23 protein-coding genes and 2 pseudogenes are annotated in these 21,168 nt (G+C 48.6%); all 25 read left to right on the top strand.

Annotated elements, in window-relative coordinates:
• Positions 1–94 precede the first annotated feature (94 nt).
• The 25 genes and pseudogenes from NE664_09840 (at position 95) to NE664_09960 (ending at position 21,167) form a co-directional block, all read left to right on the top strand.
• Positions 95–307, top strand: coding sequence for a hypothetical protein (locus NE664_09840; protein MCQ4726945.1), 213 nt, complete (start codon positions 95–97; stop codon positions 305–307).
• Positions 297–1,052, top strand: coding sequence for a phage replisome organizer N-terminal domain-containing protein (locus NE664_09845; GenBank protein MCQ4726946.1), 756 nt, complete (start codon positions 297–299; stop codon positions 1,050–1,052). Before NE664_09840 ends, NE664_09845 begins: the two co-directional genes overlap by 11 nt.
• Positions 1,049–1,903: an ATP-binding protein gene (locus tag NE664_09850; GenBank protein MCQ4726947.1), complete on the top strand. Its 855-nt coding sequence runs from the start codon at positions 1,049–1,051 to the stop codon at positions 1,901–1,903. The genes NE664_09845 and NE664_09850 overlap by 4 nt, the downstream gene beginning before the upstream one ends.
• Positions 1,900–2,088, top strand: coding sequence for a transposon-encoded TnpW family protein (locus NE664_09855; protein MCQ4726948.1), 189 nt, complete (start codon positions 1,900–1,902; stop codon positions 2,086–2,088). The genes NE664_09850 and NE664_09855 overlap by 4 nt, the downstream gene beginning before the upstream one ends.
• A 111-nt stretch (positions 2,089–2,199) precedes the next feature.
• Entirely contained in the window at positions 2,200–3,810 is a 1,611-nt protein-coding gene (locus tag NE664_09860; GenBank protein MCQ4726949.1) for a recombinase family protein, read from the top strand.
• Positions 3,811–3,831: 21 nt separating this feature from the next.
• Positions 3,832–3,996, top strand: a complete 165-nt coding sequence (locus tag NE664_09865; GenBank protein ID MCQ4726950.1) for a Maff2 family protein — start codon at positions 3,832–3,834, stop codon at positions 3,994–3,996.
• A 69-nt stretch (positions 3,997–4,065) separates the two neighbouring features.
• Positions 4,066–4,935: a CD0415/CD1112 family protein gene (locus NE664_09870; protein ID MCQ4726951.1), complete on the top strand. Its 870-nt coding sequence runs from the start codon at positions 4,066–4,068 to the stop codon at positions 4,933–4,935.
• Between the two features lie 20 nt (positions 4,936–4,955).
• Positions 4,956–5,411 (top strand): PrgI family protein, encoded by a 456-nt coding sequence (locus tag NE664_09875; protein ID MCQ4726952.1) that lies wholly within the window; start codon positions 4,956–4,958, stop codon positions 5,409–5,411.
• Positions 5,368–7,770, top strand: a complete 2,403-nt coding sequence (locus NE664_09880) for an ATP-binding protein (protein ID MCQ4726953.1) — start codon at positions 5,368–5,370, stop codon at positions 7,768–7,770. Before NE664_09875 ends, NE664_09880 begins: the two co-directional genes overlap by 44 nt.
• Positions 7,767–8,150: a DUF3851 domain-containing protein gene (locus tag NE664_09885; GenBank protein ID MCQ4726954.1), complete on the top strand. Its 384-nt coding sequence runs from the start codon at positions 7,767–7,769 to the stop codon at positions 8,148–8,150. The genes NE664_09880 and NE664_09885 overlap by 4 nt, the downstream gene beginning before the upstream one ends.
• Positions 8,143–9,879, top strand: coding sequence for a CHAP domain-containing protein (locus NE664_09890; GenBank protein MCQ4726955.1), 1,737 nt, complete (start codon positions 8,143–8,145; stop codon positions 9,877–9,879). Before NE664_09885 ends, NE664_09890 begins: the two co-directional genes overlap by 8 nt.
• A gap of 28 nt (positions 9,880–9,907) precedes the next feature.
• Positions 9,908–10,165 carry a DUF4315 family protein gene (locus NE664_09895; GenBank protein ID MCQ4726956.1) on the top strand — a complete coding sequence of 86 codons (258 nt, stop codon included), beginning with the start codon at positions 9,908–9,910 and terminating at the stop codon, positions 10,163–10,165.
• The gene (locus NE664_09900) at positions 10,155–10,919 is read left to right on the top strand and encodes a DUF4366 domain-containing protein (GenBank protein MCQ4726957.1); all 765 of its coding nucleotides are present in this window, start codon (positions 10,155–10,157) and stop codon (positions 10,917–10,919) included. Before NE664_09895 ends, NE664_09900 begins: the two co-directional genes overlap by 11 nt.
• Positions 10,916–11,110, top strand: a complete 195-nt coding sequence (locus NE664_09905; GenBank protein ID MCQ4726958.1) for a hypothetical protein — start codon at positions 10,916–10,918, stop codon at positions 11,108–11,110. Before NE664_09900 ends, NE664_09905 begins: the two co-directional genes overlap by 4 nt.
• Positions 11,107–11,790 carry a conjugal transfer protein TraG gene (locus NE664_09910; protein MCQ4726959.1) on the top strand — a complete coding sequence of 228 codons (684 nt, stop codon included), beginning with the start codon at positions 11,107–11,109 and terminating at the stop codon, positions 11,788–11,790. Before NE664_09905 ends, NE664_09910 begins: the two co-directional genes overlap by 4 nt.
• A pseudogene (locus NE664_09915) lies at positions 11,777–13,204 on the top strand (DNA topoisomerase). Before NE664_09910 ends, NE664_09915 begins: the two are co-directional and overlap by 14 nt.
• Positions 13,205–13,263: 59 nt before the next feature.
• Positions 13,264–15,108: a recombinase family protein gene (locus tag NE664_09920; GenBank protein ID MCQ4726960.1), complete on the top strand. Its 1,845-nt coding sequence runs from the start codon at positions 13,264–13,266 to the stop codon at positions 15,106–15,108.
• 405 nt (positions 15,109–15,513) lie between these two features.
• Positions 15,514–15,792: a hypothetical protein gene (locus tag NE664_09925; protein MCQ4726961.1), complete on the top strand. Its 279-nt coding sequence runs from the start codon at positions 15,514–15,516 to the stop codon at positions 15,790–15,792.
• 149 nt (positions 15,793–15,941) lie between these two features.
• Complete coding sequence (locus NE664_09930) at positions 15,942–16,709, top strand: nucleoside phosphorylase (protein MCQ4726962.1); 768 nt, start codon at positions 15,942–15,944, stop codon at positions 16,707–16,709.
• Positions 16,710–16,762: 53 nt separating this feature from the next.
• A complete protein-coding gene (ant(6), locus tag NE664_09935; protein ID MCQ4726963.1) occupies positions 16,763–17,635 on the top strand; it encodes an aminoglycoside 6-adenylyltransferase in 873 nt (290 codons plus the stop codon).
• A 141-nt stretch (positions 17,636–17,776) separates the two neighbouring features.
• Entirely contained in the window at positions 17,777–18,130 is a 354-nt protein-coding gene (locus tag NE664_09940; protein ID MCQ4726964.1) for a hypothetical protein, read from the top strand.
• Between the two features lie 278 nt (positions 18,131–18,408).
• On the top strand, positions 18,409–19,956 hold the full coding sequence (locus tag NE664_09945; protein MCQ4726965.1) for a MobA/MobL family protein: 1,548 nt from the start codon (positions 18,409–18,411) through the stop codon (positions 19,954–19,956).
• Between the two features lie 64 nt (positions 19,957–20,020).
• The gene (locus NE664_09950) at positions 20,021–20,179 is read left to right on the top strand and encodes a transposon-encoded TnpW family protein (protein MCQ4726966.1); all 159 of its coding nucleotides are present in this window, start codon (positions 20,021–20,023) and stop codon (positions 20,177–20,179) included.
• Positions 20,180–20,205: 26 nt separating this feature from the next.
• Positions 20,206–20,892 (top strand): annotated as a pseudogene (locus tag NE664_09955) (DNA topoisomerase).
• A complete protein-coding gene (locus NE664_09960; GenBank protein ID MCQ4726967.1) occupies positions 20,889–21,167 on the top strand; it encodes an immunoglobulin in 279 nt (92 codons plus the stop codon). The pseudogene NE664_09955 and the gene NE664_09960 overlap by 4 nt, the downstream one beginning before the upstream one ends.
• The last annotated feature ends 1 nt before the right edge of the window (position 21,168 follow it).

Below are 21,168 nucleotides of genomic sequence, written 5' to 3' on the forward strand. Positions count from 1 at the left end.
ATAGGGCAGAAAAAACCCGAAAATGATACCGAGATGATACAGAATTACCGCCGATACCGCCACACCAGCGGAAACGGCAGAAAGGAGCGCACCCATGCCAAGAATGAGCAAGAAACGGCGGCTGGAATGGTCTTTTTTCCTGCGGCAAGTGAAAGTCGGGAATTCCACCTGCGATCGTATCACATACAATGACCTCTGCCGGGGCTGTACCCATAGCTGCAAGCAGAGCTTCCGGGCGGTTATCATACTCTGCCCCCACTACTACTCCAAACGCCGGAAAAAGGAGGACAGGGACAATGGCAGATAACCGCAAGTATTACTACCTCAAGCTGAAAGAGAACTTTTTTGACAGCGACTCCATTGTGCTGCTGGAAGATATGAAAGACGGGATTTTATACTCCAATATCCTCTTGAAGCTGTACTTAAAATCGCTGAAAAACGGCGGGAAATTGCAGCTTGACGAGCATATCCCCTACACAGCGCAGATGATAGCGACACTGACCCGCCACCAGATAGGGACGGTTGAGAGGGCTTTAGAGATTTTCCGGCAGTTGGGGCTTGTGGAGCAGCTTGACAGCGGGGCTTTCTATATGACCGACATTGAGCTGATGATAGGACAGTCCTCTACCGAAGCCGAGCGGAAACGGGCTGCAAGACTGGAAAACAAGGCACTTTTACCGCCCCGGACAAAAGGCGGACATTTGTCCGACATTCGTCCACCAGAGATAGAGATAGAGATAGAGTTAGAGAAAGAGATAGAGATAGAAAAAGAGAGAGAGGGAGAAACGGGACACCCCGCCCCCGCCGCTTATGGCAGATACAACAATGTGATACTGACCGATACAGAGCTTTCCGGGCTAAAAACAGAGTTGCCCGACAAGTGGGAGTATTATATTGACCGGCTTTCCTGCCATATCGCTTCCACCGGGAAACAGTACCACAGCCATGCAGCCACCATTTACAAGTGGGCGCAGGAGGACGCTGCCAAAGGCAAGGCTGCCCCGAAACAGGGCATACCCGATTATTCATGCAAGGAGGGCGAGAGCTTATGAAAAACGGAATTGAAGCTATGATTACGGACATTACAGCCACTACCGCCGAAGCGGAGGACTACACAGGCGAGGACGGGCTTTTATACTGCGGTAAGTGCCATACGCCCAAAGAAGCCTATTTTGCAGAGGGAAAGACTTGTTTCGGGCGTGACCGCCACCCGGCAGAGTGCGACTGCCAGCGGGCAGCCCGTGAAAAGCAGCAAGCCGCCGAAAGCCGACAGAAGCACCTTGAAAAAGTGGAGGACTTGAAACGCCGGGGCTTTACCGACCCTGCTATGCGGAACTGGACATTTGAGCATGACAACGGCAGAAACCCGCAGACCGAAACCGCCCGCTTTTATGTGGAGAGCTGGGAAACCATGCAGGCTGAAAATATCGGCTACCTGTTTTGGGGCGGCGTGGGGACGGGAAAAAGCTACCTTGCCGCCTGTATCGCCAACGCCCTTATGGAAAAAGAGGTTGCCGTCTGCATGACAAACTTTGCAACGATACTGGGTGACCTTGCCGCCAGCTTTGAGGGCAGGAACGAATATATTTCCCGCCTTTGCAGCTACCCTCTGCTGATACTTGATGATTTCGGTATGGAGCGAGGAACAGAATACGGGCTGGAACAGGTTTACAGCGTGATTGACAGCCGTTACCGAAGCGGCAAGCCGCTGATCGCCACGACCAACCTCACGCTGGAGGAATTGCAGCACCCGCAGGACACGCCCCACGCCCGTATCTATGACAGGCTGACTTCCATGTGCGCCCCCGTCCGCTTCACGGGCAGCAACTTCCGAAAGGAAACCGCACAGGAAAAGCTGGAACGCTTAAAGCAACTGATGAAGCAGCGAAAGGAGAGCCTATGACAGAAACGAAACAGACAAGCACCACCAAAACAGACCGCCGCCCGGACTGTGTGACGGAAATCCGCATGGGCAACTCCGTCCTTACCGTTTCCGGCTTCTTCAAGCAGGGCGCAACCGACACCGCAGCCGACAAGATGATGAAAGTGCTGGAAGCGGAAGCTGCTACACAAAAAACGGCGATTTGACCGACCATAAAGAAGCAGATTTGACGCTTTTGCCGCTATACAGACAGCCGCCCCATGTGGTACAATCAAGGTACGGAATAGTGGGGCTGGCTGTCGGAAACGGAGGATTTTATGTTAAGACAGACCAACCAACAACCAATTACCGCCCTTTACCCAAGACTATCCCATGAGGACGAGCTGCAAGGCGAAAGCAATTCCATTTCCAATCAGAAGCGTATCCTTGAAACCTATGCAAAGCAGAACGGCTTTTCCAATCTGCGCTGGTACACGGACGACGGTTATTCTGGTGCGAACTTTCAAAGACCCGGTTTTCAAGCCATGCTTGCGGACATTGAAGCCGGAAAAGTCGGGACAGTTATCGTAAAGGATATGTCGAGGTTAGGGCGAAACTACCTGCAAGTGGGAATGTACACGGAAATGATTTTCCCACAGAAAGGTGTCCGCTTCATCGCTATCAATGACGGAGTGGACAGCGCACAGGGCGACAATGACTTTGCCCCGCTGCGGAATATCTTTAACGAATGGCTGGTGAGAGATACGAGCAAGAAAATCAAAGCAGTAAAACGCTCAAAAGGCATGAATGGCAAGCCCATCACAAGCAAGCCTGTGTATGGCTACCTCATGGACGAGGATGAAAATTTCATTATTGACGAGGAAGCTGCACCCGTAGTCAAGCAGATATACAACCTCTGTCTTGCCGGGAATGGTCCGACCAAGATAGCCCGTATGCTCACAGAGCAGCAAATCCCCACGCCGGGAACGCTTGAATACCGCAGGACGGGCAGCACCCGCCGCTACCACCCCGGCTATGAGTGCAAGTGGGCGACCAATACCGTAGTGCATATCCTTGAAAACCGGGAATACACAGGCTGTCTGGTAAATTTCAAGACAGAAAAACTTTCTTACAAAGTCAAGCACAGTGTAGAAAATCCCCCGGAAAAGCAAGTGATTTTCGAGAACCACCACGAGCCTATCATAGACACCCAAACATGGGAACGGGTGCAGGAGCTTCGCAAACAGCGCAAACGCCCAAACCGCTATGATGAAGTGGGTTTGTTCTCCGGCATACTGTTCTGTGCGGACTGCGGCAGCGTGATGTATCAGCAGCGATACCAGACGGACAAGCGCAAGCAGGACTGTTATATCTGCGGCAACTACAAGAAACGCACCCATGACTGTACGGCGCACTTTATCCGCACCGACCTCTTGACCGCTGGTGTACTCTCCAATCTGCGGAAAGTGACCAGCTATGCGGCAAAGCATGAAGCCCGGTTTATGAAACTCTTGATTGAGCAGAACGAGGACGGGGGCAAACGCAGGAACGCCGCCAAGAAAAAGGAACTGGAAGCCTCCGAGAAACGCATAGCCGAGTTATCCGCTATCTTCAAGCGGCTGTATGAGGACAGCGTGACCGGGCGCATATCAGACGAGCGTTTCACAGAGCTGTCGGCAGACTATGAAGCAGAGCAACGGGAGCTGAAAGAAAGAGCCGCTGCTATTCAAGCGGAGCTTTCCAAAGCACAGGAAGCCACCGTGAACGCAGAAAAGTTTATGAATGTTGTCCGGCGGCATACCAGCTTTGAAGAACTTACCCCTACTCTGCTGCGGGAGTTTGTAGAGAAAATCGTTGTGCATGAGTGCAGCTATGACGAGAACAAGACCCGCAGACAGGACATTGAGATTTATTATTCTTTTGTTGGCAAGGTGGACTTGCCCGAATAACCGCCCGACCTATCCGACACAATGCGCAAGTGCCGGATAGGAACGGCAAAATTTTTTACACTTCTATTACTTCTTTATCGCACATCAGTAAAGAGCCAGGGCATGAAGCAGCTTATGGCCGGCGCTGGTGTAGCCGTAGTCGGCATGGTCCTTGTACCTCTGCTCTCCGGGCTTTTCTCTGTCTAAGCGTCCCTGCATGAAATCCTTGCCGCTCCCGCTGCTTTGCGGGAGCGGCGGAAAGGAGGTTGACACCGTATGGATTTCTTACTTGAAGCCCTGACAAATTGGCTGAAAGAAATGCTGGTGGGCGGTATTATGAGCAACCTTTCGGGGATGTTTGACAGCGTAAACCAACAGGTCGCAGATATATCTGTACAGGTAGGACAGACCCCACAGGGATGGAATGGCAGTATTTTCAGTATGATTGAGAATCTGTCCAACTCCATCATGGTGCCGATTGCAGGCGTGATCCTGGCTATCGTGATGACCGTAGACCTGATCCAGATGATCGCAGACAAGAACAACCTGCATGATGTGGACACCTGGATGATTTTTAAGTGGGTGTTCAAGTCAGCCGCTGCCATCCTCATTGTCACAAACACATGGAATATCGTGATGGGCGTCTTTGATATGGCGCAGAGCGTGGTGGCACAGGCGGCAGGGATCATCGGTTCGGATGCGTCCATTGACATTTCCTCAGTTATGACCGATCTGGAACCAAGGCTGATGGAAATGGATCTGGGGCCGCTGTTCGGGCTTTGGTTCCAATCCCTCTTTATCGGCATTACCATGTGGGCGCTGTATATCTGTATCTTTATCGTCATTTATGGCCGTATGATCGAGATTTACCTTGTGACTTCGGTGGCTCCCGTTCCAATGGCTGCCATGATGGGCAAGGAATGGGGCGGTATGGGACAGAACTACCTCCGTTCCCTGCTGGCGCTGGGCTTTCAGGCGTTTCTCATCATCGTCTGCGTGGCAATTTATGCTGTGCTGGTGCAGAACATCGCTTTGGAAGATGACATCATCATGGCGATCTGGAGCTGCGTGGGTTACACCGTACTGCTGTGCTTTACGCTGTTCAAAACCGGCAGCCTTGCAAAATCAGTCTTTCAGGCGCATTAAAACGGAAGGAGGTTTCCACATTGGCTTATGTACCCGTACCCAAAGATTTAACCAAAGTCAAAACCAAGGTCATGTTCAATCTGACCCGAAGGCAGCTGGTCTGCTTTACCGCCGGGGCGCTTGTAGGCGTGCCGCTGTTCTTTTTGCTCCGTGAGCCTGCGGGAAACAGCATGGCCGCCATGTGTATGATGCTGGTCATGATGCCCTTCTTCCTGCTGGCAATGTATGAAAAGCATGGACAGCCCCTGGAAAAGATCGTCGGCAACATTCTAAAAGTGGCTGTGATCCGTCCCAAGCAGCGTCCCTACCAGACCAATAACTTTTATGCCGTATTAAAGCGGCAGGAAATGCTCGATAAGGAGGTGTATGACATTGTTCACCGCAATCAAAAACTGGCTGTATCGTCTGTTCGGCAAAACCGAGGAAAAAACTGTGCAGCCGGTAAAGACAAAGAAAAAGCTGTCCCGCGCCGATAAAAAGCAGATCGAAGCGGCCATTGCCCGCGCCAACCGCACGGACAAAAAAGGAAAATCGGCACAGGACAGTATCCCCTATGAACGGATGTGGCCGGATGGGATCTGCCGCGTATCGGACAGCCACTACACAAAGATCATTCAGTTTCAGGACATCAACTATCAGCTCTCCCAAAATGAAGATAAGACCGCGATCTTTGAGGGCTGGTGTGATTTCCTCAATTATTTCGACAGCTCGATTCACTTCCAGTTGTCTTTTCTGAACCTTGCGGCATCGGAGGAGACCTTTGCCAACTCTATTTCCATCCCACCCCAGGGGGATGCCTTTGACAGTATCCGTGAGGAATACACCACGATGCTGCAAAATCAGCTGGCCAGAGGCAACAACGGTCTCATCAAGACCAAATACCTGACCTTTGGTATCGACGCTGACAGCATCAAAGTTGCCAAGCCCCGTCTGGAGCGTATTGAGACCGATATACTCAATAACTTCAAGCGTCTTGGCGTAGCCGCCAGAACACTGGACGGTAAGGAAAGGCTTTCCCAGCTTCATGCGGTATTCCACATGGACGAACAGCTCCCATTTCAGTTTGAATGGGACTGGCTGGCTCCTTCCGGTTTGTCTACGAAAGATTTTATTGCACCAAGCTCCTTTGAGTTCCGCACCGGCAAGCAGTTCCGTATGGGCAAGAAATACGGGACTGTTTCTTTTTTGCAGATTTTAGCCCCAGAGCTGAATGACCGTCTGCTGGCTGATTTTCTGGATATGGAAAGCTCGCTCATTGTGAGTATTCACATTCAGTCGGTGGATCAGGTGAAAGCCATTAAGACGGTAAAGCGCAAGATTACCGACCTGGACCGCAGTAAGATCGAGGAACAGAAAAAAGCAGTTCGCGCAGGATACGACATGGACATCATTCCCTCTGACCTTGCCACCTACGGCAGTGAAGCGAAAAAGCTGTTGCAGGATTTGCAGAGCCGAAACGAGAGAATGTTCCTTGTCTCCTTTTTGGTGCTGAACACAGCGGACAATCCCCGTCAGCTTGGCAACAACATCTTTCAGGCAGGCTCTATTGCCCAGAAGTATAACTGTCAGCTGACCAGACTGGACTTTCAGCAGGAAGAAGGGCTGATGAGCTGTCTGCCTCTGGGACTCAATCAGATCGAGATCCAGCGAGGGCTGACCACCAGTTCTACGGCTATCTTTGTACCGTTCACCACACAGGAACTGTTTCAGAACGGCAAAGAAGCCCTGTACTACGGCATCAACGCTCTGTCCAACAACCTCATCATGGTGGACCGAAAGTTGCTGAAAAACCCCAACGGCTTGATACTTGGGACACCTGGAAGTGGCAAGTCCTTTAGCGCAAAACGAGAAATCGCCAACTGCTTTTTGCTTACCAATGATGATGTTATCATCTGTGACCCGGAAGCTGAGTACGCACCTCTTGTTGAGCGTCTGCATGGGCAGGTCATCAAGATCTCGCCTACCTCAACCAACTACATCAATCCGATGGACCTGAACCTGGACTACTCGGATGATGAAAGCCCGCTGTCCCTCAAGTCTGACTTTATCCTCAGCTTGTGTGAGCTGATCGTGGGCGGTAAGGACGGATTGCAGCCGGTGCAGAAAACCATCATCGACCGTTGTGTGCGTCTGGTCTATCAGACCTACCTCAACGACCCACGCCCGGAGAATATGCCGATTCTGGAGGATCTATATAACCTGCTCCGTTCACAGGAAGAAAAGGAAGCCCAGTATATCGCCACGGCCCTTGAAATCTATGTAACCGGCTCCCTCAATGTGTTCAACCACCAGAGCAATGTGGACATCAATAACCGCATTGTCTGCTATGACATCAAGGAACTGGGCAAGCAGCTCAAGAAAATCGGTATGCTGGTGGTCCAGGATCAGGTGTGGAACCGCGTTACCATCAACCGTGCCGCTCACAAGTCCACCCGCTACTACATCGACGAGATGCACCTGCTTCTGAAAGAGGAACAGACCGCCGCTTATACGGTGGAAATCTGGAAGCGATTCCGTAAGTGGGGCGGCATTCCCACAGGTATCACCCAGAATGTCAAAGACCTGCTTTCCAGCCGTGAGGTGGAGAACATCTTTGAAAACTCCGACTTCGTGTATATGCTCAACCAGGCAGGCGGAGACCGACAGATTCTCGCCAAGCAGCTGGGCATCTCCACGCACCAGCTGAGCTATGTGACCCACTCCGGTGAGGGCGAGGGTCTGCTGTTCTATGGCTCCACGATCCTGCCTTTCGTGGATCACTTCCCGAAGAATACCGAGCTTTACCGCATTATGACCACCAAACCCCAGGAACTGAAAAAGAAGGAGGATGAATGATGATGAACCCCAACATTTTGAATCAAAACCCGCTGATGTTTTTTGACAGGGCGGTAAATGCCCAGCGCAGCCAGCTGCTTACGGTCATGGCTGATGCGGTAAGTGAGTGCCGCACGGCGGCAGATCAGGCAGCTGAACTGAATGAGACCGGTCAGGTGGGGCTTCTCCGTCTGGCAGAAGTCTGGAGCGCCATCCGTGCCAAGGAAGGCATGGGCGGTCTGGTTCTGGAAGGAACCGAAGCAAAGATCCTGTCTGATGTGGTGGCACAGTTTTATGCCTACCTGTCCGGCTGTATGTTCAACGATCCTGTGGGGATGGCCATTTATGCAGAGCTGCACTACATGATGTCCTCCCTCATGCTGGGAGAATGGTTTGAATAAAGAGCCGCGCCTGCGCTTTACCGATGAGGAACGGGCTGACCCTGCGCTGGAAAAGCCGATCCGCAAAGCGGAGAAAGCTGCGGCCAGAGCAGATAAGGCGCAGGCCAATATTCCAAAGAAAAAGGTCAGGCAGACAGTTATTGACCCGGATACCGGAAAAAAGACCTCGAAGCTGACCTTTGAGGACAAGAAAAAGCCACCCTCCAAACTTTCTCAGAGAGTGAAGGAAGCACCCGTCCATCTGGTCGCGGGCAAGCTCCACAAAGAAATCCGGGAAACAGAACAGGACAATGTGGGCGTGGAAAGCGCCCACAAGTCCGAGGAGGCGGTGGAGACCGGCGCTTATCTGGTGCGGGAGGGCTACCGCAGCCACAAGCTGAAGCCGTACCGCAAAGCAGCCCAGGCAGAGCGTCAACTGGAAAAGGCAAATGTAAATGTCCTGTACCAGAAATCTTTGCAGGAAAATCCCCAGTTTTCCAGCAATCCTCTTTCCCGTTGGCAGCAAAAGCAGGCCATCAAAAAGCAGTATGCCGCCGCCAAGCGCACCGGTCAGACTGCCGGAAATACCGCCCAGGCTGCGTCCAAAACAGGAAAGGCCGCAAGGACGGTAAAAGAAAAGGCACAGCAGGCAGGGGCATTCGTCATGCGCCACAAAAAGGGCTTCCTGATCGCAGGGGTTTTATTCCTCATCGCCTGTATGCTGATGAATACCATGTCCTCTTGTTCCATGATGGCGCAGAGCATTGGTTCCGTTCTCTCCGGCACCACCTATCCGTCGGATGACCCGGAAATGCTGGCGGTGGAGGCGGATTATGCAGCCAGAGAAGCCCAGTTGCAGGAGGAAATCGACAACATCGAAAGCAGCCACCCAGGGTATGACGAGTATCGTTATGACCTTGGCATGATCGGCCATGACCCCCATGAGCTGGCGGCCTTTCTCTCTGCTGTCTTGCAGGGCTACACCAGGCAAAGCGCCCAGGCAGAGCTGGCGCGTGTGTTTGCAGCACAGTATCAGCTGACGCTTACCGAGGAAGTGGAGATCCGTTACCGCACGGAGACTTCCACCGACCCGGAGACCGGCGAGACCACCTCAGAAGAAGTTCCCTATGAGTATTACATTCTGAATGTAAAACTCACCAGCAAGCCCATTTCGGCTGTGGCGTCGGAGTTGCTGACCCCGGAGCAGATGGAGATGTACCAGGTCTACCGACAGACCATGGGCAATAAGCCGCTGTTGTTTGGCGGCGGTTCCCCTGATACCAGCGGCTCGGAAGATCTGTCCGGTGTGCAGTTCATCAATGGCACTCGCCCTGGCAATCCGCAGCTGGTGGAACTGGCGAAAAGTCAGGTGGGCAATGTAGGCGGCTATCCTTACTGGAGCTGGTACGGTTTTGACAGCCGTGTGGAATGGTGTGCCTGCTTTGTATCCTGGTGCTATAACCAGGCAGGAAAAAGTGAGCCGCGTTTTGCAGGCTGTGAGTGGCAGGGCGTTCCGTGGTTCCAGTCTCATGGACAGTGGGGCGCACGGGGGTATGAGAATATTGCTCCCGGTGATGCCATTTTCTTCGATTGGGATCTGGACGGTACTGCTGACCATGTGGGAATCGTTGTCGGCACCGATGGCAGCCGTGTTTATACTGTGGAGGGAAATTCCGGCGATGCCTGCAAGATCAAGAGTTATGACCTGAATTATCAGAGTATCAAGGGCTACGGCCTGATGAACTGGTAACAGAGATTCTTAGAAGGAGTGATAGACGATGGCAAAGAACAAAATTGAACGTATCGATCAGGAAATTGAGAAAACCCGTGAGAAGATTGCGGAATATCAGGAAAAGCTCAAGACCCTGGAAACACAGAAAACGGAGGCAGAGAATCTGGAAATCGTTCAGATGGTTCGTGCGTTACGCATGACTCCAGCACAGCTGAACGCTATGCTTTCCGGTGGAATGAACCACGGCAGAGATACAGCACTGCCGGAATCAAATAATCAGGAGGCTACCGCTTATGAAGAATAAAAGAATTTGCAAAACACTTTCCGCCCTTTGTCTGACAATGGTTGTGGCATTTGGTTTTACGATCCCTGCTTTCGCACAGGGGGCAGAACAGGCTCCGGCGGCACCGGCAGAGGATACCACCAATGACAGCAATGTGGTGGTGGAAGAAACGGAAAAAGCACCGCCGCTGACCCCAGATGGCAATGCCGCGCTGGTGGATGATTTTGGTGGTAACAAACAGCTCATTACCGTTACCACCAAGGCGGGCAACTACTTTTATATCCTGATCGACAGGGCCAACGAGGATAAAAAGACCGCTGTTCACTTTCTGAACCAGGTGGATGAAGCGGACCTGATGGCACTAATGGAAGATGGCAAAGCCAAAGAGGAGCCGCCTGCGGTGTGCAGCTGCACGAAGAAATGTGAAGCAGGGGCAGTCAATACGGCCTGTCCGGTCTGTGTAACTGATAAGAGTAAATGTACGGGAAAAGCACCGGACCCCCCGACAGAAACGACGGAACCGGAAAAAGAGAAGCCTGCCGGACTGAACCCGGCTGCGCTGATCCTTCTGCTGGCTCTGCTGGGCGGCGGTGGCGTATTTGCCTACTTGAAGCTCATTAAGAACAAGCCTAAGACCAAGGGCAATGACAGTCTGGACGATTATGATTATGGCGAGGAAGATTCCGAGGAATGGGAAACCGAAGATGAGGAGTCGGGCGAGCCGGACGCTGACGGGGGCAGCGCAGAAGAAGATGACGAGGACAGCGTGAAATGACCCGTTTCACAGACAGTCCCTATGAACGCATGATGACACGCAGACCGGAGGGCGGGAAGGAAACTTCCCGTCCTCCCTCTTTACCCCAAAGCCACCCCTGTTATGGCTGCGGGAATTATGGAAGTCCCTGCGTAGGCGTTTGCCACCGTGAGATGGAACGCTGGCTTAAAGAAAGGAAACGAAAAAAATGAGTGTTCTGATTATATTTATCAAGCTGATTGCTGTTTTTGACCTGCTGGTAATTGCTGTGTATTTTGGCGGCGACATTCTTTCTACCATGTTAAACAAACTCCGGAGAAAACCGAAACAGGAAGATTCCTTTGATTTCTCTCTGGATGCCGCAACGGTTCCCTTGTCCGTAGATTCCATCCGTCAGCTTTATTCAGGAGACGCGGCGGATTTTGTGGAAGAAAAGATCCTGCCAAATGCGGAGAAAACGATGGCTGTTTTGACGGATCAGGAACAGACAGCAGCCCGTCTGCTCCTATCTGCCCTGATCGGTTTTCTTGCAGCAGAAGCTCCTATGGATGAACAGAGCTTTCCTATGGTAATGGAACTTCTGAACTGCATGGAAGGGGAAAAAGAAGATGGTTGTCAGGACGCAGTAGATATTTTGCTTGAAGATACCGTCCGCAATACCCACCGCCATGAAGAATATTACAGCAATTATCAACGCTACCAGCTGATGCAGGTGGATAAAACCCGTGTCATTTTGGCTTGCCGCATCATCATCAATGACCTGCTGGGGAAACTGTACCGCTATGACTACCGGTTCGGCTATGACCTGCTGCTGGATGAGGAAAACAGCATTGAGAAAAAACTGCACACGACTGTGCGGGAAGAATGGGAGGATGAAGATGATGGGATATAAACTGGTAATCGCTGAAAAGCCGTCCGTTGCCCAAAGTCTGGCCGCCGTGATCGGCGCGACTGTCCGCAAGGACGGCTATCTGGAGGGCAACGGCTGGCGTGTCAGCTGGTGCGTGGGCCATCTGGCTGGTCTTGCGGATGCAGACAGTTATGACCCTAAGTACGCCAAGTGGCGATATGATGACCTGCCTATCCTGCCGGAGCATTGGCAGATGGTGGTGGGAAAGGATAAGAAAAAGCAGTTTGATATTCTCAAAAAGCTGATGAATGCCCCGGATGTGACGGAGGTGGTAAATGCCTGCGATGCCGGACGCGAGGGCGAACTGATCTTCCGCAGCGTCTATGAGCTGGCAGGCTGCCCAAAGCCGATGAAAAGGCTCTGGATTTCTTCGATGGAGGACTCCGCCATAAGGGAGGGCTTTGCAAACCTGCGCCCCGGTGCGGACTATGACGGACTTCGGGATGCTGCCCTCTGCCGTGCCAAGGCCGACTGGCTGGTGGGGATCAATGCCACAAGGCTTTTTTCCGTGCTGTATCACCGCATACTCAACATCGGGCGCGTTATGTCCCCAACGCTGGCACTCATTGTCCAGCGAGAAGCTGAGATCGACACCTTTAAGCCGGTTCCCTTTTATACCGTGGCGCTGGAGCTGGCCAGTCTTACCGTATCCGGGGAGCGCATGGCGGATAAGACCGCTGCCGAGCAGCTGAAAGAAGCCTGTCAGGGTGCAGCTGTCACAATCAAAAAGGTGGAGTGCAAGGAAAAGTCCGAAAAGCCACCTGCCCTCTATGACCTGACTACTCTGCAAAGAGATGCCAACCGCCTGCTTGGATTTACAGCCCAGCAGACCCTGGACTATCTGCAAAGCCTGTATGAAAAGAAGCTCTGCACCTATCCCCGTACCGACAGCCGCTATCTGACCGGCGATATGGCAGACAGCCTACCGGTGCTGGTCAATCTGGTTGCTAACGCCATGCCGTTTCGCAAAGGGATCGCCATTACCTGTGATTCGCAGACGGTCATCAACGATAAGAAAGTAACCGACCACCACGCAGTAATCCCTACCAGAAATCTCAAGGATGCAGACCTTTCTGCCCTTCCTGCGGGAGAAAAAGCGGTGCTGGAGCTGGTAGCCCTGCGTCTGCTGTGCGCCGTAGCCCAGCCACACATCTATTCGGAAACGGTTGTAACTGCCGATTGTGCCGGCGGGGAGTTTACCGCCAAAGGGAAAACGGTAAAGCACCCCGGATGGAAAGCACTGGAGAACGCCTATCGTGCCAAAATGAAGGATGCAGAGCCGAAAAAAGAGGATACAGAGAAAGCCCTGCCGGAGCTGACCGAGGGACAGACCCTTTCGGTTTCTGAGGCAATCGTCAAAGAAGGCAAAAGCAGTCCGCCCCAACACTTTACGGATGTAATACACTTTGAGAGTAGGCAGTGGAAATATTCAAAATGCAAAGGAGCAGGATAGCAATGAAAATCAAGGATAAGAGATTTAAAATCACAGCTTTATACGAGCGACTCTCAAAGGATGATGAGGTGCAGGGAGAGTCAAACAGTATCGTCAATCAGAAGCGGATGTTGACACAGTATGCAGAACAGCATGGGTATGAGAATATCGAGCATTACACGGATGATGGATGGACTGGTACAAACTTTGACAGACCCGACTGGAAGAGAATGCTTGCGGATATTGAAGCTGGCAAGGTGGGAACAGTCATTGTCAAGGACATGAGCCGTATCGGTAGAGATTATTTGCAAGTAGGATTTTACACAGAAGTCATGTTTCGGGAAAAGGGAGTGCATTTTATAGCGATTTCCAATGGTGTTGACAGCGAGCGCAGGGAGAGTGCAGAATTTGCCCCATTCTTGAACATTATGAACGAGTGGTATGTGCGTGATACCAGTCGGAAGATAACAACGGTATTAAAGGCAAGAGGTATGAGTGGGAAAGCACATACAACCAACCGCTGTTGCTATGGATATAAAAAGAGTGCAGAAAACCCCGATAAATGGGTAATTGATGAAGAAGCTGCCGAGGTTGTTCGTAGGATATTTAATATGTGTCTGAATGGGAAAGGACCCTATCAGATTGCAAGGGAACTGGCAGAGGATAAGGTGGAAAGACCCGAATATTATTTGGGTATTCGTGGCAGGGGAGTTAATATAAAGTCATTTGATATGGAACATCCGTATATGTGGAGAGGTGGCACTGTTAAGACCATATTAACAAGAATGGAATACACTGGATGTACTGTTAATTTTAGAACAAAAAAGGAGTCGTACAAGGATAAGCGACCTACTAAAGTAGACTCATCCGAATGGATTATCTTTGAAGATACCCAAGAACCGATTATCGACAAGCATACATGGGAAACAGTGCAGAAGCTGTTAGATACTCCAAGAAGAAAAGGTGTATTTGAGGAGAATAATCCTCTTACCGGTAAAGTGTTTTGTGCAGATTGTGGAGCAAAAATGTATCATCACAGAAATGCGCAGGGAATATGGAAAAAAAATTATTTTAAGGCAGGGGAGATGATATATCATGCACCCGAAGATAGGTACGATTGCTCCAACAATATAAGAGGTAGACAGCGTTATGAAAAATTGTGTTGCAGTCATTCCATTACCACAAAGGCGTTGGAAACGCTTGTGTTGGAAACCATAAAAAGAACTTGTGATTATGCGGTGGAAAATGAAGCAGAGTTTAGGGAAACGGTATGCAGTATCTCTGAAGAACAGCAGGGAGAATTATCTGTCAGACTGGAGAAAAGGCTTGCCAAAAAGCAGAAACGAGTGAATGAAGTCAATCGTCTGATAAAGAAGCTGTATGAGGATAATATCAGCGGTAAATTGAACGATAAACGCTTCAATGCCATGCTAAGTGATTATGAGTCGGAGCTTGAAGCGTTGGAAGAGGATATTGACAGAGATAATGCTGAATTAGAGGGCATGAGTGCTAAGAAAACGGATGTGGATGTGTTCATGGAACTTGTAAAAAAGCATACGACATTCGAGGAACTGACACCAGCCATATTGAATGAATTTGTTGATAAAATCATGGTTTATAAGGCAGTTGGAAGTGGTGCAAACAGAACGCAGGATGTAGATATTTATTTGAATTATATCGGTAGATTTGTAGTTCCTGAAGTGGTTGTGGAGCTGACGGAAGAAGAGAAGCTGGCAGAAGCTAAAAGGCAGGAAAAACTGGAGAAAAAGCGAGCAAGTAACCGCAAATATATGGCACGAAAAAGAGAAGAAGCGAGGAAAGCGTGGGCAGAAATAGAAGCGGAGAAAGCAAAGGCAGTAGGGCAATAATTATCGTGAATTTGCGATTGTGAAAATGGCAGACGAGGAAATTATCAAGTGAATAATATGGATTGATTTTGCTCCGATAATTAACGAGCGAAATCAGAATAAAAAGGCATTCAAAACGGACAGTGGAACATGTTTGTAGTGGATGTCTTTTTTGTGGTCTTGTCAGTGCAACCTTCCCTTCCCCTTCCTTCTCTTCCTCTTCCTAGAGAAAAAAGAGAAAAAGAAAAGCAGAAAAGAAAGAACCAAAGAAAAGAATAAAATAAAAAGATAAAAAAGAGATATACCATCTCAATCTTATCCTATCCCATCCTATCCGCCTGCCTACGGCAGGCTTTATTATTTGCCCGTCAAAAGTACGAGTCTAGAGTCGTCAAAAATACAAACCTGAGAGAAAGGAGTGATTTAATGGGCAGTTTATCAAAGTATGAGCAGGAGACAGTTATCAATTTCAATGCAGGGGAGCAGAGAGCAGTTGTTTATACCCGAGATAAGGCAGTTATGAGGAAACTTGACGCATTAGTTATTGCGTTCCCAGAGGTTTATAAGCTGGTAGGCGAAACAGATATTGATAAGACCTATTCCATGCCGAAATCATGCGTGAATTATCGTAAGCCGAGAAAGCTCGATGATAAATACAGAGAACTAAAAAGAACACAGATGAAGCAGTATAATATGCAGAGGTAAATAGTTGAAAAAATGTGTGTTCAATGATATAATTTCCTTGTTGAAAGAGCGTGTCAATTTGGATTTGTTTGAAACATATTTGACACATTTGGCGTCTAGAATAACAGATGGAAACAATTAGACAAACTTGAATTTGACGGAGAGATAGTATGGCTATTATTAAAAACGAAATACCGATTTTGGAGTTTGATACAGAGCAGACAGCAGTTCTTAATCCCACTCATGAAAATCTTGGTTTGAACTTACCCAAGAAATGTGTGTTCGCATTTCTTGGTGCTTACATAGATGAATATGCCAGTAAAAGTGATACCAAACAGGTATCCACTTTTGAGAGTGCAACGAAGCATTATCCCATTTACATCACCAAATACAAGGGTGAGGACATTGTGCTTTGTCAAGCACCCGTTGGTGCGGCAGCAGCCACACAGATACTTGATTGGCTGATTGGTTATGGTGTAAGAGAGGTAATCTCGGCAGGTAGTTGCGGTGCTCTGGAAAAGTTCCCCGAAAGTACATTCCTCGTACCAAACAAGGCTCTGCGTGATGAGGGAACATCTTATCACTATGCGCCCCCTTCTCGATTTGTGGAAATCAGCGAGAAGGCAAGAAAAGCAATTGAAGAAACCATTCTTGAGCATAGTATGAAATATCAGGAGGTTATAACCTGGTCAACGGATGGATTTTTCCGTGAAACCAAAGAAAAGGTGGCTTATCGCAAAAGTGAAGGCTGTGCAGTTGTAGAAATGGAATGTTCTGCTCTGGCGGCCTGTGCTGATTTCAGAGGGGCAACCTGGGGTATGATACTTTATACCGCAGACAGTCTTGCAGATGTTGACAAATACGACGAAAGAAACTGGGGCGGTAATGCATACGAATATGCACTTACGCTCTGCCTTGATGCGGTTATCAAATTATAAGAACAGTTAGAATCAATCTTTTTTTGTGATATAATTTTATTGAGGTGAATGAAATGAGGACTGAAAAAGAAATATACGATTTAGTTTTGAATTTTGCTTTTCAAGATGAGAGAATTAGAATTGTAACTCTTGAGGGGTCTCGCACTAATGTTAATATACCAAAAGACAATCTTCAAGATTATGATATTACTTTTTTTGTTATAGATATGGGAGAATTTTTGAAAAGCGATGACTGGCTTAGTGTTTTTGGTAACAGAATTATGATGCAAAAACCTGAAGATATGGAATTATTTCCTCCAGAAGAAAAAGGATTTTCTTATATAATGCTTTTTGATGATGGTGTAAAGATTGATTTAACTTTGTTACCTGTTTCAATGCTTGAGGAGTATCTTACTCGCGATAAACTTGTAAAAATCATGTTAGATAAAGATAATATGATTAAAACAGAAATAGTTCCCACAGATGAAGATTATTACATTAAGTGTCCAACAGAAAGAAAGTTTGATGACTGTTGTAACGAATTTTGGAATGTTGCAACATATGTATCCAAGGGCTTACTTCGTGGTGAAATACTATTTGCAATAGACCATATGAATGAAGTATTACGTCATGAGCTTCTTAGGATGATTAGTTGGTATGTCGGTACTGAAAAAGGATTTAATTTCAGTTTGGGTAAAAACTATAAATTTTTAGATAAGCATATTTCAAAAGAATTGTGGGATAACTTACTAAATACATATTCAATGAGTTCGTATGAAGAAATGTGGAAATCGTTTGATTTGTGTCTATGTTTGTTCAAAAAAATATCTAAAAAAGTGGCAGATTCACTTGGTTATAATTATCCTGATTATGATGAAAACGTTACAAAATATTTGGAAACACAAAAGAGAATTTCAAATAAATATCTTTATGGTAATAGGTATTGACAAATTCCAATTTGTCGAATAGATGAGATTTATTATGGCAAAGAACTAATTTAATATCGAACACCTAAAGGTGGCATGGAAATTATAAAACCATGACCACCTTTTTTGTTACAAAAAATCAAGAAAAAGGAGATTGAAATTATGTTACAGAACAATGAAAAAACAGCAGAGGTATTAAAGGCAGAGAAGATTGTGGAGCAGGCAAAGGCAAGGCTTGCAGAAGCTAAGAGAAAGGCAAGTCAGCAGAAGCGCAAAGAGGAAAATCAGCACAAGTACATGATGGGTGGTATTGTTCATAAATACTTTCCAGAGTGCTACCAGTTTGACGAGCAGGAGCTGAACAGAATTATTGCTTCGGGGATGAAGTCGGAGCAGTGCCAGCGCATTATTGAAATCGTGAAAAAGGAAAGTGCTGAAAAGCGTGAGAATGCAGTTGTAAAAGCTGAAAGTGAGGTGGCAGGGGATGAAGGTACTGGCAAGAGCGAAAATGCCTAAGACCAGTCAACGAGATTTTCTCGTTGCGCACAGATATACCATCTGCAATGGTATGTGCGCTCTCCGAGGGGTCTTGCAGACAGCTGTTGCCTGCCGAGGGCAGTCAAAAGGGAACACTGCGTTTTCCCTTCGGTGCAGAGGGCGCACCTACCCATTTGCATACTTTGCGTTCAGTGAAGCTCCAAAGAGCGGAGCTGCACTGCCCACAAAGTCAGCCGATACCGCACAATCCACAGTATCGGTCTGCCACAGCCTATGCAGGAGAGTGAGGTGTGGCTATGGCAGTTAAAAACCTAAGTACCCGAGTTGCCATTATCGGAAGAGGTGCAAAGTGCAGAGGTGGTTCATCCGCAGTTGACAAATCTGCATATATCAGCCGTACTACCATGTACTCTGAATATGACGGAACAACCTATTACCCGAAGTATACCGAGGATTTGGTGCATAATGAGGTCATGCTTCCGGTCAATGCACCAGCAGAATATTCAGACCCATCGGTGCTATGGAACTCCGTTGAAATGAGGGAGAGTAAATCTGCCAAAGCACAGCTGGCGAGGTCATATAAAATCAATCTGCCGAATGAGTGGAGTTATGAGCTTGCCATAGAGGTAATGAGGGATTATGTGAAAAGGAACTTTGTGGATGACGGAATGTGTGCGCAGTTTGCCATCCATGACTCTGAAAATCCGAATACGCACCAGCGTAATCTTCACTGCCATATTATGCTTACCATGCGTCCTATTTTGGAAGATGGTTCATGGGGAGATAAGCAGAAGAAGATTTATGCACTGGACGCAGACGGAAACAAGATAAGAAAAAAGAATGGGCAATATAAATGCACCACGCAGGATGTGACTGGATGGAACAGCAGGGAGAATGCCAGGAAGTGGCGCAAGGATTTAGCTGACACCATAAATGCGGTCAATGATAAAAACGGATTAAGGGAGAATTTTTGGGAGCATAGGTCATTTGCAGAGCAGGGGCTTGATACCATACCACAGATACATTTGGGAGAGAAAGCCAGTGCGCTGGAAAGGGCAGGAATACAGACAGAGAGAGGGAATGTCAACCGCAGGATAATGGAGCAGAATAAGGCTATTCTTACTGCAAAAATGCTTGTGGCAAAAGCAGAGGAACAGTTGCAGAAGCTTGTTAATTCCAAGCCAGTTGAAGCAGTACGCAATACTGCAAATGAAGTCCTTGATATGATTAGAGCAGTTGTCGGCAAAAAGGGCAGACTGGAATTGCCAGTAATCAAGAGCAAATATTTGAGGAAGATTTCTCAAAGACAGTCATTGCAGGAGCAGGAGAGAATGGAGCGTTTTGTTGTGGCAAATCAGATTGAGAGCTTTGAGCAGTTGCAGGAGTTTAAGACACAGCGAGAGCCAGCCTATGAGAAGCTGTCAGCGGAGAGACAACAGCTTGCGGAGCAGATAGCAAGACTGGAGCAGTTGCTTGTGGCATACAGTGATTATGAGCCTTATATCGTGTATCATAAGACGAGTAATTCGCTGAAAGGATTTGCCAAGCGTAAATATGATAAGGAGCATGAAACGGAGCTTAGAGAATACGACAGTTATCGTGCAAAATTAAAGAAAATGCTTTCCTCTGATGAGAAGATTACACCGAAGAAATGGACAGCGGAAAAGGCAAAACTGGAAGAACAATTGCAGGAGAGCAATCCCGACTATGCAAGAGTGGTTACGGAGCTTGCGTCAACAGAGGTTATTGAGCATAACCATAAAATGCTTGCCATGACCCGAGAAGCCGAGCAAAATCAACGCAGTCAGATACACAGCAGGAAGAAAAATGAACAGTCATTATAACAGCGAGAGGGCAGTTTACAAGCAATGGTTTGTAGCTGTCCTTTTTGCGTGAAGGGAGAAGAACATGGAAGAAAGCAAGAAAGTGAATACAGAGCATTTCAAGAAAAAGATAGGTAATACCACTTATCGGGTAAGAGTGCATTTTCCGCAGAATACCAAGCGGACTTTTACGGACAGCGTGAATACGCTGATTATGAATGAATGTACCAGCAAAAAGAAATAATCCACATCCTACCTTGACAAATCCTCACAGAGGACACCCTATTGTCCGCGATGGAGACTGCCGGAAAAGAGGATATGCCAGAGGATGCCGAGCGAAAAGGTCTGGGGACACCGGCCACCCGTGCCGGTATTTTGGAAAAGCTGGTATCTGCCGGTTTTCTGGAACGAAAAAAGAGCAGGAAAACGGTGCAGCTTCTCCCTTCCCACGATGCAGTTTCCCTTATCACGGTCCTGCCGGAACAGCTGCAATCGCCGCTTTTGACTGCTGAGTGGGAGTACCGCCTGGGCGAGATTGAGCGCGGGCAGCTTGCCCCGGAGGAGTTTTTGGACGGGATCAGCGCCATGCTGAAAGACCTGGTAGGGACTTATCAGGTCATCAAGGGAACCGAGTACCTGTTCACTCCGCCCCGTGAGGTGGTAGGCAAATGCCCTCGCTGCGGCGGTGAAGTTGCAGAACTGCAAAAAGGCTTCTTCTGTCAGAATGATTCTTGCAAATTTGCAATCTGGAAAAATAACAAATGGTGGGCTGCCAAGAAAAAACAGCCGACCAAGGCTGTGGTGTCTGCGCTGCTGAAAGATGGCCGTGTCCGTGTGACGGGACTATATTCGGAGAAAATCGGCAAGACCTACGATGCCACTGTGGTTTTGGAGGATGATGGACAGTACGCCAACTTCAAGCTGGAGTTTGACCAGCGGAAAGGAGGCAGCCGATGAAGCTCTCTTTAGTGGAACGGGAAACCATTCTCCTCTATAACCAGGCAGAACCAATGGCTGAGGTCTACACCCACGATCCCCGTCTGATGGAGAAGCTGGAACTGCTGGCAAAAAAGCACCCCGACCAGATCACCCGAAAGGACGCCCATAACTTTACCGTCCCCAAGCGGTGTGTATCAGTCAGGGAGCCATACAGCGCAGAACGCCGCAAAGCTGCCAGTGAGCGTGCGAAAGCTGCCGGATACCAGCCCCCTGTGAGAAAGTCCAGCAGTTAAA

It is taken from the genome of Anaerotignum faecicola (assembly GCA_024460105.1).
In the GTDB taxonomy this organism is placed as follows: domain Bacteria; phylum Bacillota; class Clostridia; order Lachnospirales; family Anaerotignaceae; genus JANFXS01.